Source organism: Marihabitans asiaticum (assembly GCF_007828725.1).
In the GTDB taxonomy this organism is placed as follows: domain Bacteria; phylum Actinomycetota; class Actinomycetes; order Actinomycetales; family Dermatophilaceae; genus Marihabitans; species Marihabitans asiaticum.
The window spans coordinates 1-12,333 of record NZ_VIUW01000005.1; the positions used below are offsets into that span (position 1 = coordinate 1).

Sequence of the window (12,333 nt, forward strand, 5' to 3'; positions counted from 1 at the left end):
ACCGCCCGCCGCCTCGAGGTCGGCCATCGCCTCGGTGAGGAGGGTCTGCAGGCTGCGTTCGAGATGGGAGAGGGAGAGCATCTCGACCCGGTGGACCGGGACCGGGTCGGCGTCGAAGGGGGTCCAGTCGACCCTGCGCCCGCTGGACCCGAAGGTCGAGTGCTCCGGGACGAGCAGACCGCCCACCCCCGGCACGACGAGGCACTCCCCGGCCTCGGCGACGGCGGCGAGCGCCTGCGGCGAGCACCGCGGCACCCCGCTGAGGCCGCCGGAGCCACCGAGCGCCACGAGCACGGCGCTCTCCCCGAGATCGCGCCACAGCGAGAGCGCAGGGACCAGGCCCGCGACGTGGTCGACGTCGGGCAGCGCCCGGGGCGCCACCTGCTCGACCGGGAGGTCACCGGCGAGACATCGGGTCGCCCAGAGCGCGACGCGCACGCTGCCAGGGAGCTCGAGCATCGGAGCATCGTAGACGGATAGGGTCCAGGCATGAGTGATGTCCTCGCCTTCGCCGACGTCGGGGTGCGGCGCGGCGGCACTGCACTGCTCGACGGCGTCGACTGGGAGGTCGAGGAGGGGCAACGCTGGGTCGTGCTCGGCCCGAACGGCGCGGGCAAGACGACACTGCTGCAGCTGGCCGCCGGGCGGATCCACCCCACGAGCGGGGTCGCCGGCATCCTCGGCGAGGTGCTCGGCGCGGTCGACGTCTTCGAGCTGCGCCCCCGGATCGGCCTGTCCTCCTCGGCGCTGGCCGCCCAGATCCCCGACCACGAGAGCGTGCGCGACGTCGTCGTCACCGCGTCCTACGGGGTGGTCGGGCGCTGGCGCGAGAGCTACCACGAGCTCGACCACGCCCGAGCCGATGAGCTGCTCGCCGCCCTCGGGGCCGCGCACCTGTCGGGGCGCACCTTCGGCACGCTGTCCGAGGGGGAGCGCAAGCGGGTCCAGATCGCCCGGGCGCTGATGACCGACCCCGAGCTGATGCTCCTCGACGAGCCTGCCGCCGGCCTCGATCTCGGCGGGCGCGAGGACCTCGTAACCCGGCTCGGCGAGATCGCCGCCGACCTCGCGGCGCCGGCGCTGGTCATGGTGACCCACCACGTCGAGGAGATCCCGCCGCACTTCACCGACATCCTCCTGCTGCGCGAGGGCCGGGTCGTCGCGCAGGGGCCGATCGAGATCACCCTCACCGAGGACAACCTTGCCGCCACCTTCGGCATGGAGCTCACCCTCGAGCAGCACGGGCAGCGTTTCGCAGCGCGTGCCCGGCAGGCATGATGAGGCGCGAGATGACCCTGTCCCGGTACGCGAGACGTCGGAGGTAGCACCCATGGAGTGGTTGAGCGACAACCTGTGGCTGGCCTGGATGGCCCTCGCGCTGATCTTCGTGGCGGTCGAGGCGGCGACCGTCGACTTCGTCTTCGTCATGCTCGCCGGCGGGGCCCTCGCGGCAGCTGCCGCGGCTGCGGCCGGAGCCGGCGTCATCGTTCAGGTGATCGTGGCGGTCGTCGTCTCGGTGCTCCTCATCGGGGTGGTCCGGCCGCTGGCCAAGCGCCGGTTCATGGCCGGGCAGGGAGCCGACACGATCGGCAGGGCCGGGCTCGAAGGGAGGACCGCTCGCGTCCTCGAGACCGTCACCGAGACCGACGGCCGGGTCAAGCTCGCCGGTGAGGTGTGGAGCGCGCGGGTGCCCGACGGTGAGGCGCCGTGCGAGCCCGGCGCGGAGGTGCAGGTGACCCGGCTCGACGGCGCGACGGCGATCGTCGTCGCGCGACCCGAGCACTAGCCATCACGAGGTGCCCGGCTCGCCGGGCACCGAGCAGGGGGAGCTGCCCGCCCGGGCAGCTCCAGGATCGAAGCAAGAGCAACGAACAAGGAGAGCTCATGGAGAGCCTGGCGATCTTGATCTTCCTGGCGGCACTCGTCGTCTTCGCGTTGGTCATCCTCTTCAAGACGGTGCGCATCGTGCCGCAGCAGACCACGCTGATCATCGAGCGGCTGGGCCGCTACTCGCGCACCCTCGAGGGCGGGATCCACATCCTCGTCCCCTTCGTCGACAAGGTGCGGGCGAGCATCGACCTGCGCGAGCAGGTCGTCAGCTTCCCGCCGCAGCCGGTGATCACCAGCGACAACCTCGTCGTCAACATCGACACGGTCATCTACTACACGGTCATCGACTCCAAGAGCGCGGTCTACGAGATCGCCAACTTCATCCAGGGCATCGAGCAGCTCACGGTCACCACCTTGCGTAACGTCATCGGCAGCCTCGACCTCGAGCAGACCCTCACCAGCCGCGACCAGATCAACGGACAGCTGCGCGGTGCGCTCGACGAGGCGACCGGCCGCTGGGGGATCCGGGTCAACCGGGTCGAGCTCAAGGCGATCGACCCGCCGATGTCGATCCAGGAGTCGATGGAGAAGCAGATGAAGGCCGAGCGGGACCGCCGTGCAGCCATCCTCAACGCCGAGGGCACCAAGCAGTCGGCGATCCTCACCGCCGAGGGTGAGAAGCAGAGCCAGATCCTCCGGGCGGAGGGCTCCGCCCAGGCCCGCGTCCTCGAGGCGCAGGGTCAGGCGCGCGCGATCCAGCAGGTCTTCGACGCGATCCACCGGGGCAAGCCGACCCAGAAGCTCCTCGCCTACCAGTACCTCCAGGTGCTGCCGCAGATCGCCCAGGGCGACAGCAACAAGATGTGGGTCATCCCCAGCGAGCTCACCGACGCGCTGCGCGGCATCGGCGGGGCGCTCGGCCAGAGCGGCACCCCCGACCTCGGCGGGGACGACGATGGCTGGGTCGAGCCGGAGGGGCCGGAGGACAACGCCTTCGCCGACACCGCGCTCGAAGACCCGGCAGACGCGCTGCGCGAGGCCCGCGGTCAGGCCGGTCAGGCCAGCCGTGAGGCGAGCGAGCACGCCACCCCGGCGGGCAGGGTGCAACCCAAGGGCGACCTGGCCGGGCCGGCCCCCGAGCCGCCGCAGCAGCCCGCGCCCCAGGCTCCTGAGCCCCAGGGCATGCCGGACGTGACACCCCCTTCGCCTCCCGCCGCTCCGGGCGAGGAGCCGCCTCCCGCCCGCTGATCGGGCCCGGACGAAGGGGGACACCGCCAGACGTAGGGTTGGCCGGGTGTCCCCCTTCGACGTGTTCGTGGTCATCCTCGCCGGTGTCGGCGCCGGGATGATCAACACGATCGTCGGGTCGGGGACGCTCATCACCTTCCCGACGCTGCTCGCGGTGGGCGTCCCGGCGGTCACGGCCAACATCTCGAACAGCATCGGCCTCGTCGCCGGCGGGGTCACCGGGGTGGCGGGCTACCTGCCAGAGCTGCGCGGCGCGGGGTCGATGGTCCGGCGGCTCGTCCCGATGTCGCTCCTCGGGGCGATGATCGGCGCGCTGCTGCTCCTCGTGCTCCCGGCGGCGGCCTTCGATGCGATCGTCCCGGCCCTCATCGCCCTCGGGGTGGTGCTCGTCCTCGCCGGGCCACGGGTCCAGCGGTGGGCGCGGGGGCACCACGTGGAGGGCCGCCCGGCACCGTGGTGGCACGTCGTCGCGCTCATGGCCGGTGTGCTCGTGGCGGGGGTGTACGGCGGCTACTTCGGCGCCGCGCAGGGGGTCATCCTCATCGGCCTGCTGAGCACGCTGAGCACCGAGCCGTTGCAGCGACTCAACGGGGTCAAGAACGTCCTCGGCACCATCGTCAACGGAGTCGCGGCGCTGACCTTCATCATCGTCTCGCCCGAACTCGTCGACTGGCAGGTGGCCCTGCTCGTCGGTGTCGGAGCCCTGGTGGGCGGATTCCTCGGGGCACGGGTCGGGCGCCGCCTGCCGCCGAACGCGCTGCGCGCCTTCATCGCCGTCATCGGCGTGGTTGCGATCATCGCCCTGGTCACCGGGTGAGCACCCTCCTGCTCCTCGGCCTCGTCGTCCTCGTCGGCTCCCTGGTCCAGTCCTCGATCGGCTTCGGGATCGCGGTCGTCGCCGCCCCCTTCGTCGTCCTCGTCGCTCCAGAGCTCATGCCGACCGCGCTGCTCGTCCTCGGCTTCACCCTGCCGCTGACCCAGCTCGTCGCAGGGCCCCGGGACATCGACTGGGCCCTGCTGCGCTCTGCCCTCGGGGCGCGCGTGCTGCTCACGCCGGTCGGGGTCTGGCTGGTCACCGTGCTGCCGGCCCGCGGCATCGCGCTCGTCGTCGGGGTGATGGTGCTCGTCTCGGTGGCGCTCTCGATCCGACGGGTCGATGCCGTCGCGACCCAGCGCAACGCACTGGCCGCCGGAGCCCTAACCGGCGTCTCCGGGACGGCGGCCGCGATCGGCGGACCGTTCTTCGCGATCGTGCTGCAGAACGAGCGCCCCGACCGGATCCGGGCGACCCTCGCGGCCTTCTTCGTCGCCGGCTCCACGGTCTCGATGGTCGCCCTCGCGATCGGGGGTCAGATGCACGTGGAGCAGCTTCGGGCGGCCGTGGCGTGGCTGCCCTTCCTCTTCGCCGGCTACCTGCTCAGCGGCCCGGTCAAGCGTCGGCTCGACCACGCCAGGATGCGCCGCTCCGTGCTCGCCTTCTGCGCGATCAGCAGCGTCGTCGTCATCCTGCGCGCTCTCGTCCTGTAGAGCGCTGCTCTACGCTGGCGCGCGTGCCGACCCCGATCACGACGAGCGAGGACCCCCGGCTGCGCGACTATGCGTCGCTGACCGACGTCCGGCTGCGCAAGCTGCTCGAGCCGGCCGGCGGCCTCTACCTCGCCGAGTCCGAGAAGGTGATCCGCCGCGCGCTCGCTGCCGGGCACCGCCCGAGGTCGATGCTCATGAGCCCGCGATGGCTCGAGCCGCTCGCCGACGTCGTGGAGCGCTGCGAGAGTGACGGCGTGCCGGTCTATCTCGCCGACCCCGAGGTGGTCGAGGGCATCACCGGCTACAACATGCATCGCGGCGCGATGGCCTCGATGCACCGCCCGGACCTGCCGACGGTCGCCGAGGTCTGCGCCTCGGCGCGCCGTGTGCTCGTGCTCGAGGACCTCGTCGACCACACCAACGTCGGAGCGGTTTTCCGCTCCGCGGCGGGCCTGGGCTTCGACGCCGTGCTCGTCACCCCGCGGTGCGCCGACCCGCTCTACCGCCGCTCGGTCCGGGTGTCGATGGGCACGGTCTTCCAGGTGCTGTGGACGCAGGTGTCGTCCTGGCCCGGTGACATCGCGACCTTGCGTGACCTCGGCTTCGTCGTCGCCGGGATGGCGCTCGCCGAGGACGCGACACCGTTGGAGGTGCTCGCCGCGGACCCGCCGGAGCGGCTTGCCGTGGTCGTCGGCACCGAGGGGGACGGGCTCACCCGCTCGGCCTTGGCACAGGTGGACCTCACCGTGACCATCCCCATGCGTGGGGGAGTGGACTCGCTCAACGCCGCCGCGGCGAGCGCGGTCGCGGCGTGGGCGCTGCGGGTCTGACCCGGGTCAGTCCTCACCCTCGATCTCGTAGGTGGGGGTGATCAGGGCGCGTCCGAGGGTGTGCCCGAGGTAGGTGAAGGCCGCGACCGTGCAGGTCACGGAGTCATCCACGCCGAGGTCGTCGGTGTCCAGGGCGTGCACGGCGAAGACGTAGCGGTGCGGTCCGTCGCCGGGGGGCGGTGCGGCACCGCCGTAGGCCTTGGTGCCGAAGTCAGTCGAGACCATGAAGGCGCCGTCGGGCAGCTTCGCGCCGCCCTCGGCCCCCGCGCCCTCGGCGAGCTCGGTCACGTCTGCGGGGATGCCGAGGACCGTCCAGTGCCAGAAGCCGGCCGGGGTGGGCGCGTCCGGGTCGAAGCAGGAGACCGCGTAACCCTTCGTGCCCTCCGGAGCGCCGCTCCAGGCCAGGTGCGGGGAGACGTTGCCTCCGCTGAGGCCCCAGTCGTCGAAGACCTGCTCCTGCCCCATCTCGGTGGCGTCCTGCACGGTGTCGCTGCGGACCTCGAAGGCTGCGGTATCCGGCAGGAGGGAGTACGGCTCGGGCGCAGTCGGTCGCTTCATGTCCATGCTCCCGACCCTAGGCCGCTCGGCCCCACCCGTGGGGGCGAAGGGGGGGGAGCCCGGGTCAGCGCACGAGCAGCCGAAGCAGCCGGTCGAGCTCGGCCTGGGGGTCGGTGGCGATGCCGGTGTGCACCGGTCCGGGTCGCACCACCGTCGAGCGGGGAGCGGAGATCCAGCCGAAGCGCCGACCGTCGTCGGGCAGGTCGGGTCGACCTCCGCCGGTGCGTCCGACACACACGTCGGCGATCACCTGCAGGGCGTCGCTCACGGCGCCGGTGTCCAGCTCGGGGTCGAGCGCGGCGAGCCGCCGCTCGTCGAGGTGGAAGCCGGCGAGGAGCGCGCCCGCCTGCTGCGAGCGCAGCACCACCCCGACGTTGACGAACTCCTCGCGCTCGGCCCGGGGGACGCAGCGCAGCACGACGTACTGGTAGGTGTGGCCGGCCGCCGGGCTCACCGGGCTCACTGCGCTCGCTGGGCTCACTGCGCTCACCGGGCACCCCCGGGCAGCCAGTGCTCGGGGTGGCGCAGGCGCTGCGCCAGGTGGTCGCGGTAGGCGCCTCGGACCGATTCGGCACTCTTGAGCTGCTCGCCCGGCGGAAGCCATTCGTCGGGGACGCGCTCGACCAGTGCCGCGATCGCCTCCTCGTCGAGCGCGGCCAGCGCTCGGTCGTGCACGGGCTCGACCGGCGCGGCGACATCGGCGAGCACGTGCTGGCTCGTGTCGTAGGGCGCCCGGACGAAGCGTTCGGCGTCCGGCGCCTTGCGCGCCCAGGCGTGGTGGAAGTACAGCGCCGCCCCGTGGTCGATCGCCCAGACCCGCTCGTGCCAGCGCAGCAGGTTGGGGTTGGCCCAGGTGCGGTCGACATTGGCGGTGAAGGCGTCGAGCCAGAGGATGGCGGCGGCGAGATCACGATCGGCCGGCCGCGACCCGTCGTAGCCGAAGGCGCCGGGCAGGTAGTCCATCCCGAGGTTCAGCCCGACCGAGGCGGTGAGCAGGTCCTGCACCTCCTCGTCGGCCTCCCACCGGGCGATCTCCGAGGACAGCTCGACGGTGACCAGCTCGGGCACCGGCACCCCGACCTCGGCGGCGAGCCCGGCGACGAGCACCTCGGCGGCGAGGACGCGCACACCCTGGCCGGCACCGCGCATCTTCGTGACGTACATCCCGAGGTCGTCGGCCTCGACGATCCCGGGCAGGGATCCCCCTTCGCGAAGGGGGACCGCGTACCGGGTCGCAGTGACGTGGCGGAGCATCTCGGGCACGACAGCGAGGGTACGCACCTGGGCCGTCGATTTCGTCGCCCCGGAGGACGGGTGTAGAGTCTGGCGTCGTTGCCCCGATGGCTCCCCGGCCGTCGGATCACCTGTCCGGGTGGCGGAATTGGCAGACGCGCTAGCTTGAGGTGCTAGTGCCCGTATTAGGGCATGGGGGTTCAAGTCCCCCCTCGGACACCGTGCGACCTCGTTACGGCGGGGTCGTTGCTAACGTATGACGAGTGCGACTCCTGGTTCTCGGAGCAGGTGGATCTCTTGGAGAACTCATCCATGCGCAAGCCCAGGCGCGCTTCCCCGGGACGGTGATCGCCGGGTATCGAGGACCGGGCGCAACCTCGGGGGATGTGACCTCCCGGTTTGTCGATGCGGCGAACGCCGACTCCCTTCGACGGGCGTTCCGCGGCATCGACTGCGTGATCAGCGCAGTCCCGCAGCGATCACCGGTCGTGCAACGGGTCTGTGCAGAGCAGGGCATTCCCAGCGTCGACGTGAGCGCGGACTACGACATCGCCCTTCGGGCGCGCAAGGAGGTCGCGCCCGACAGCGCCCCCCAGGTGGTCTGTGCAGGCCAGGCTCCGGGGGTGACCGGCTTGATGGCGCTCGAGCTGTACCAGGCGACGTCCGGTCCGGTGAGAGTCGGCTTCCTCATCGCCGACCGTGCACGTAGCGGTGCGACCGGGGTAGCGGACATGTTGCGGGCCGTGCAAGACGCCGAGGATGTGAGCTGGTTCTGCTACGCCGGCCTCGGCCGACGCACGGCCGCCCGACTGCGGACCGACGAGTCGGCCCTGATGCGTCAACCGCTGCCGCTGGAGGTGGTGGTCGCCTTCGAGAAGGATGCTGTCAACCGTGCCGTCATGGGGTTGCGCGCCGCACGGATGCTGTCTCTGCTAACTCGCCCGGGCGTGGCACGACGGCTGGCTCGGCCCCGGCAGCACCCGCACGATGAGGCGATTCTTCTCACCGCTGTCAGTGGTGAGGAGCGCCTGGTGGTCCGGTCGGAGTCCGACTACCTCGGGACCGCCTGCGCGGCCGTCACCTTCGCCCGGATGGCGTGCCGGACGACGGCCAGGGGAGTCCTGCACCCGGGCGACATGACCACGCTGGAGCAGGTGGTCCGTGAGATTCCCGAGGCGCTGAGCCGGGTGTCCGGCCCGGCCCCCGATCATCCGTGCGGATGACGCTGTCCCCCTCATCGTCCCGCGGCTTCGTCCGCGGTCAAGCGGTCTCGTCCGCGGGCCGCCTTCCCCGGGTCACGAGGACCCCGAAGGCGCCAGCGACGAAGAACATGACGATGCCGTAGCCCGCGGGCGGTACCGCCATCTCGGCCACCTGCAGCACCGTCACCGCCATGGCGATGGCGAGGGTGCTGTTGTGGATGCCGATCTCGAAGCCGGAGGCGATCGCCTCCGGCTGGCTCATCCCGAGCACCCGTGGCGCGAGGTGGCCGACGGTGAGGGACAGCGCGCAGAAGAGGGTCGTGACCAGCCCGACCTGGGCGATGTAGGTCCCGACGTTCTCGCGCTCGGCGAGGATGGCGCCGAGGACCACGAGAAGGAGCAGGACGGCCGAGGCGATCCGCACGGGCCGCGGTCCATCCGCTCCGCGAACGCGGGACGGGCGCGCCGGATCAGCATGCCGATCCCCACCGGGACCAGCACGATGGCGAAGACCTGGAGCACCTTGCCGACCTGCAGGCCGAGCGAGTCGTTGTCGGGCGCGAAGTGCGCGATGGCGAGGTTGGCGATGAGGGGCAGGGTGATGTCGCGAGCACCGAGTTGATCGCGGTGAGGGTGATGTTGAGCGCGACGTCGCCGCGGAAGAGGTGGCTGTACAGGTTGGCGGTCGTGCCGCCTGGTGAGGCGGCCAGCAGCATGAAGCCGACGGCGAGCAGCGGCGGGAGGGCGAAGACCGACGCCAGGCCGAAGGCCACGAGGGGGAGCAGCACCACCTGGCAGAGAAGCGCGACGACGACCGCGCGCGGTCGTCGCGCCACCGTGTGAAGTCCTCGGGCGTGAGGTCCAGCCCCAGGCCGCGCATGATGACGGCCAGGGCGATCGGGAGGCCGACCGTGAGCAGCGACGAGTCCAGGACCGGACGATAGGGCAGCGATCGACCCCGGACACGGCGTGCGCTAGCCCCACCTAGGGTGGGGACATGGATATCACCGCCCCCGAGCAGGAGGTCGTCCGGATCTGCCAGGAGCTCATCCGGATCGACACGAGCAACTACGGGCCCGACCGCGAGGGGCCGGGGGAGCGGGCCGCGGCCGACTACGTCATGCGTGAGCTCGAGGAGGTGGGCCTGAGCCCGCAGCTCTTCGAGGCCGAACCCGGACGCGCCACGGTCGTCGTTCGGATCCCCGGCGCGGACGAGAAGCGCGGCGCGCTGTGCATCCACGGCCACCTCGACGTCGTCCCGGCCAACGCTGCGGACTGGAGCGTCGACCCCTTCGCCGGGGAGATCCGGGACGGCTGCGTCTGGGGCCGCGGCGCGGTCGACATGAAGGACATGGACGCGATGATCCTCGCCTGCGTCCGGCACATGGCCCGCCGCCAGATCGTGCCGCCGCGCGACCTCGTCATCATCTTCTTCGCCGACGAGGAGGCCGGCGGCGACCTCGGCAGCCACTTCCTCGTCAACGAGCACCCCGAGGTCTTCTCCGGGGTGACCGAGGCGATCAGCGAGGTCGGCGGGTACAGCGTGACCATCTCGGGCGACGAAGGGGAGGAGCGCCGGGTCTACCTGCTGCAGACGGCCGAGAAGGGCATCGCCTGGCTGCGGCTGCGCGCCACCGGGACCGCCGGTCACGGCTCGGTGCCGACCGACGACAACGCCGTGGTGCACCTGGCCGAGGCGATCGGGCGGATCGCGGCGCACAAGTGGCCCCGGGAGTACATCGCGCCGGTGCGCCAGCTGCTCGACGGTCTCTCCGAGCTGACCGGCGTGAGCTACAACGACAAGGACCTCGACGAGCTGCTCAGCCACCTCGGGGGTGCCGAGGGGTTCGTCCGCGGCACGCTGCAGGACACCGCCAACCCGACGATGCTCGACGGCGGCTACAAGCACAACGTCATCCCGCAGGAGGCGACCGCCGCCCTCGACGCCCGCTTCCTCCCCGGGCACGAGGAGGGGCTCATGCAGACGCTGCGCCAGCTCGCGGGCGACAAGGTGAGCGTGGAGGTCGAGCACCGCGACATCTCGCTGGAGTCCCCCTTCGAGGGCCCGCTGGTAGACACGATGCGTGCCGCCCTGCAGGCCGAGGACCCGGACGCGCAGATCTTGCCCTACTGCCTCTCCGGAGGGACCGACAACAAGGCGCTCTCACTGCTCGGGATCACCGGGTACGGCTTCGCCCCGCTGCGGCTGCCGGCCGACCTCGACTTCGCGCCGATGTTCCATGGCATCGACGAGCGGGTGCCCACCGAGTCCCTGGAGTTCGGCGCGCGGGTGCTCATGCGGCTGATCGAGACCTGCTGACCCGCGGCATCCGGATGATCTTGCGGCGCAGCCACGAGCGCTGGGCGCCGCCGGTGTAGACCACGGTCCGGTGCAGCTCCCACCGCCCGTACTCGGCCTGCTCCGCGAGGGCCGCACGGATCTGCGAGCGGGTGGCGCCGCGGGGGAACGTCAGGACCTGGAACTCGTACTCGACCATCGAGACACATTCTTATCCCGGGCGGTACCGTCATGCCATGACCGCCGACGCGCGCGCCGCGCTGAACAAGCTCATCGCCACCTTCGAGCGGCACCTCGAGGCGTCATCGACCCGCAACGGGGAGGACGACCCGCGGGTCGTCGCGGCCTACGAGGACCTGGCCGACGCCTTCGAGGCGTACGACGACGCCCTCAACGACGAGTACGGCGAGATGACCCCCCTCATCGTCGTCGACGACAGCGACCTCGACGACTCTGAGGACTCGGGTGACGAGGAGTACGACGAGGACGAGGACGACACGTCCTACTCCGGGCTCGACGACGAGGACTACGACAGCGACGACGAGGACGCCGAGGACGACGAGTCGCGCTAGAGCCAGCCGGAGCGCTTGAACAGCCGGTACAGGCCGAGGCAAGCCAGCACCATGACCGCCAGCACGACGAAGTAGCCGTAGTAGACCTCGCGACCGCCGAGGTCCACGCTCGCGGTCAGCTCGGGCATGACCTCGAAGTTCATCCCGTAGATCCCGGCGATCATCGTCGGCAGCGCCGCCATCGCCACCCAGGCCGAGATCTTGCGCATGTCCCGGTTCTGCTCGACGCCGACCTGCGCGAGATGGGCCGAGAGGACGTCGCTGAGCAGCCGGTCCATCGACTCGATGTCGTCGATCACCTGGCTGAGGTGGTCGGCCACGTCGCGCAGCTGCAGCCGCAGCTCCTCGTCGAGGTCCGGGCCCTCGCCCCGCACGAGCTGGTGGAGCGGCCGCACGAGCGGCAGCGCCGCCCGCTTGAACTCGAGCACCTCGCGCTTGAGCCGGTAGATGTCCTCGGAGGTGATCGTCGACGCCGGGTTGAAGACGGCCGCCTCGATCTGCTCGAGGTCGATCTGCAGCTCGTCCTCGATCGCGAGGTAGTTGTCGACGATGCTGTCGACGATCAGATGGAGCACCCCCCACGGGCCGTGGCGCAGCTGGTCCGGGTCGGACTCCAGGCGGCGCCGCAGGTCGCCGAGTGGGCTCGCCTCACCCCGGCGGGTGGTCACGATGAAGTGGGGACCGACGAAGAGCATCAGCTCGCCGGTCTCGACATCGGAGGTCTCGTCGAGGTAGCGCAGCGGCTTGAGGACGACGAACCAGGTCTCGTCGTAGCGCTCGAACTTCGCGCGTTGGTCACCGGTGACCGCGTCCTCGATCGCCAGGTCGTGCAGGTTCATCTCATCGCTGACCACGTGCGAGAAGGTCGCCGGGCTGGGGTCCTTCAGACCCACCCAGACGAAGTCCGACGGGTCGTCGTCACGCTGCCTGATCTGCGCCAGGGTGGCGCCGAGGTCCTCGCACTGCTGGCGCTGCCCGTCGGTGTACCGGGCCTGGTCGACGATCACGGCGCCATCATGACGCACGTACCATGT

General features: G+C 71.1%; 16 protein-coding genes, 1 tRNA gene and 1 pseudogene. 10 read left to right on the forward strand and 8 right to left on the reverse strand.

Annotated features, from left to right (window positions below):
• Positions 1 to 459, reverse strand: a pseudogene (locus FB557_RS12730) (hypothetical protein); the annotation flags it as partial.
• A 30-nt stretch (positions 460 to 489) separates the two neighbouring features.
• Between FB557_RS12730 and FB557_RS12735 the strand changes: the two are divergent.
• The 6 genes from FB557_RS12735 (at position 490) to FB557_RS12760 (ending at position 5,435) form a co-directional block, all read left to right on the forward strand.
• Positions 490 to 1,278 carry an ABC transporter ATP-binding protein gene (locus tag FB557_RS12735; RefSeq protein WP_144858018.1) on the forward strand — a complete coding sequence of 263 codons (789 nt, stop codon included), beginning with the start codon at positions 490 to 492 and terminating at the stop codon, positions 1,276 to 1,278.
• 52 nt (positions 1,279 to 1,330) lie between these two features.
• Positions 1,331 to 1,786, forward strand: coding sequence for an NfeD family protein (locus FB557_RS12740; protein ID WP_144858019.1), 456 nt, complete (start codon positions 1,331 to 1,333; stop codon positions 1,784 to 1,786).
• A gap of 98 nt (positions 1,787 to 1,884) precedes the next feature.
• Entirely contained in the window at positions 1,885 to 3,078 is a 1,194-nt protein-coding gene (locus FB557_RS12745; protein WP_144858020.1) for an SPFH domain-containing protein, read from the forward strand.
• 46 nt (positions 3,079 to 3,124) lie between these two features.
• Positions 3,125 to 3,895, forward strand: a complete 771-nt coding sequence (locus FB557_RS12750) for a sulfite exporter TauE/SafE family protein (RefSeq protein WP_144858021.1) — start codon at positions 3,125 to 3,127, stop codon at positions 3,893 to 3,895.
• Complete coding sequence (locus FB557_RS12755; protein ID WP_170236297.1) at positions 3,892 to 4,605, forward strand: sulfite exporter TauE/SafE family protein; 714 nt, start codon at positions 3,892 to 3,894, stop codon at positions 4,603 to 4,605. The genes FB557_RS12750 and FB557_RS12755 overlap by 4 nt, the downstream gene beginning before the upstream one ends.
• Positions 4,606 to 4,628: 23 nt before the next feature.
• Positions 4,629 to 5,435 carry a TrmH family RNA methyltransferase gene (locus FB557_RS12760; RefSeq protein WP_144858023.1) on the forward strand — a complete coding sequence of 269 codons (807 nt, stop codon included), beginning with the start codon at positions 4,629 to 4,631 and terminating at the stop codon, positions 5,433 to 5,435.
• 6 nt (positions 5,436 to 5,441) lie between these two features.
• Here FB557_RS12760 and FB557_RS12765 read toward each other — a convergent pair whose 3' ends face one another.
• The 3 genes from FB557_RS12765 to FB557_RS12775 are packed head-to-tail and all read right to left on the reverse strand — an operon-like array spanning position 5,442 to position 7,247.
• A complete protein-coding gene (locus FB557_RS12765) occupies positions 5,442 to 5,999 on the reverse strand; it encodes a YbhB/YbcL family Raf kinase inhibitor-like protein (protein ID WP_211356580.1) in 558 nt (185 codons plus the stop codon).
• Between the two features lie 58 nt (positions 6,000 to 6,057).
• Positions 6,058 to 6,483 (reverse strand): DUF3037 domain-containing protein, encoded by a 426-nt coding sequence (locus tag FB557_RS12770; RefSeq protein WP_246074801.1) that lies wholly within the window; start codon positions 6,481 to 6,483, stop codon positions 6,058 to 6,060.
• Positions 6,480 to 7,247, reverse strand: a complete 768-nt coding sequence (locus FB557_RS12775; RefSeq protein ID WP_144858205.1) for a HipA family kinase — start codon at positions 7,245 to 7,247, stop codon at positions 6,480 to 6,482. The genes FB557_RS12770 and FB557_RS12775 overlap by 4 nt, the downstream gene beginning before the upstream one ends.
• A gap of 112 nt (positions 7,248 to 7,359) precedes the next feature.
• Between FB557_RS12775 and FB557_RS12780 the strand changes: the two genes are divergently transcribed.
• Both FB557_RS12780 and FB557_RS12785 read left to right on the forward strand, forming a co-directional pair.
• Positions 7,360 to 7,445 (forward strand) — tRNA-Leu (locus FB557_RS12780).
• Positions 7,446 to 7,612: 167 nt separating this feature from the next.
• Positions 7,613 to 8,449 (forward strand): saccharopine dehydrogenase family protein, encoded by an 837-nt coding sequence (locus tag FB557_RS12785; RefSeq protein ID WP_144858024.1) that lies wholly within the window; start codon positions 7,613 to 7,615, stop codon positions 8,447 to 8,449.
• A gap of 37 nt (positions 8,450 to 8,486) precedes the next feature.
• On the opposite strand, the gene FB557_RS14645 is transcribed toward FB557_RS12785, so the two are convergent.
• Positions 8,487 to 8,852: a hypothetical protein gene (locus FB557_RS14645; protein WP_246074802.1), complete on the reverse strand. Its 366-nt coding sequence runs from the start codon at positions 8,850 to 8,852 to the stop codon at positions 8,487 to 8,489.
• 46 nt (positions 8,853 to 8,898) lie between these two features.
• A complete protein-coding gene (locus FB557_RS14650) occupies positions 8,899 to 9,264 on the reverse strand; it encodes a bile acid:sodium symporter family protein (protein ID WP_246074804.1) in 366 nt (121 codons plus the stop codon).
• A gap of 161 nt (positions 9,265 to 9,425) precedes the next feature.
• On the opposite strand from FB557_RS14650, the gene FB557_RS12795 reads away from it, so the two are divergent.
• The gene (locus FB557_RS12795) at positions 9,426 to 10,748 is read left to right on the forward strand and encodes a M20/M25/M40 family metallo-hydrolase (protein ID WP_144858025.1); all 1,323 of its coding nucleotides are present in this window, start codon (positions 9,426 to 9,428) and stop codon (positions 10,746 to 10,748) included.
• On the opposite strand, the gene FB557_RS12800 is transcribed toward FB557_RS12795, so the two are convergent.
• Positions 10,723 to 10,926: a DUF5703 family protein gene (locus FB557_RS12800; RefSeq protein ID WP_144858026.1), complete on the reverse strand. Its 204-nt coding sequence runs from the start codon at positions 10,924 to 10,926 to the stop codon at positions 10,723 to 10,725. The genes FB557_RS12795 and FB557_RS12800 overlap by 26 nt on opposite strands.
• 37 nt (positions 10,927 to 10,963) lie before the next feature.
• Here FB557_RS12800 and FB557_RS12805 point away from each other — a divergent pair, with 37 nt between their 5' ends.
• Positions 10,964 to 11,299, forward strand: a complete 336-nt coding sequence (locus tag FB557_RS12805) for a primosomal protein (RefSeq protein ID WP_144858027.1) — start codon at positions 10,964 to 10,966, stop codon at positions 11,297 to 11,299.
• On the opposite strand, the gene FB557_RS12810 is transcribed toward FB557_RS12805, so the two are convergent.
• A complete protein-coding gene (locus FB557_RS12810; protein WP_144858028.1) occupies positions 11,296 to 12,306 on the reverse strand; it encodes a magnesium and cobalt transport protein CorA in 1,011 nt (336 codons plus the stop codon). The genes FB557_RS12805 and FB557_RS12810 overlap by 4 nt on opposite strands.
• Between the last annotated feature and the right edge of the window lie 27 nt (positions 12,307 to 12,333).

Excerpts from the sequence above, each read along its gene's own strand:
- FB557_RS12735 (WP_144858018.1), top strand. The coding sequence starts at position 490 with ATGAGTGATGTCCTCGCCTTCGCCGACGTCGGGGTGCGGCGCGGCGGC.
- FB557_RS12740 (WP_144858019.1), top strand. The coding sequence starts at position 1,331 with ATGGAGTGGTTGAGCGACAACCTGTGGCTGGCCTGGATGGCCCTCGCG.
- FB557_RS12745 (WP_144858020.1), top strand. The coding sequence starts at position 1,885 with ATGGAGAGCCTGGCGATCTTGATCTTCCTGGCGGCACTCGTCGTCTTC.
- FB557_RS12765 (WP_211356580.1), bottom strand. The coding sequence starts at position 5,999 with ATGGACATGAAGCGACCGACTGCGCCCGAGCCGTACTCCCTCCTGCCG.
- FB557_RS12775 (WP_144858205.1), bottom strand. The coding sequence starts at position 7,247 with ATGCTCCGCCACGTCACTGCGACCCGGTACGCGGTCCCCCTTCGCGAA.
- FB557_RS12795 (WP_144858025.1), top strand. The coding sequence starts at position 9,426 with ATGGATATCACCGCCCCCGAGCAGGAGGTCGTCCGGATCTGCCAGGAG.
- FB557_RS12800 (WP_144858026.1), bottom strand. The coding sequence starts at position 10,926 with ATGGTCGAGTACGAGTTCCAGGTCCTGACGTTCCCCCGCGGCGCCACC.
- FB557_RS12805 (WP_144858027.1), top strand. The coding sequence starts at position 10,964 with ATGACCGCCGACGCGCGCGCCGCGCTGAACAAGCTCATCGCCACCTTC.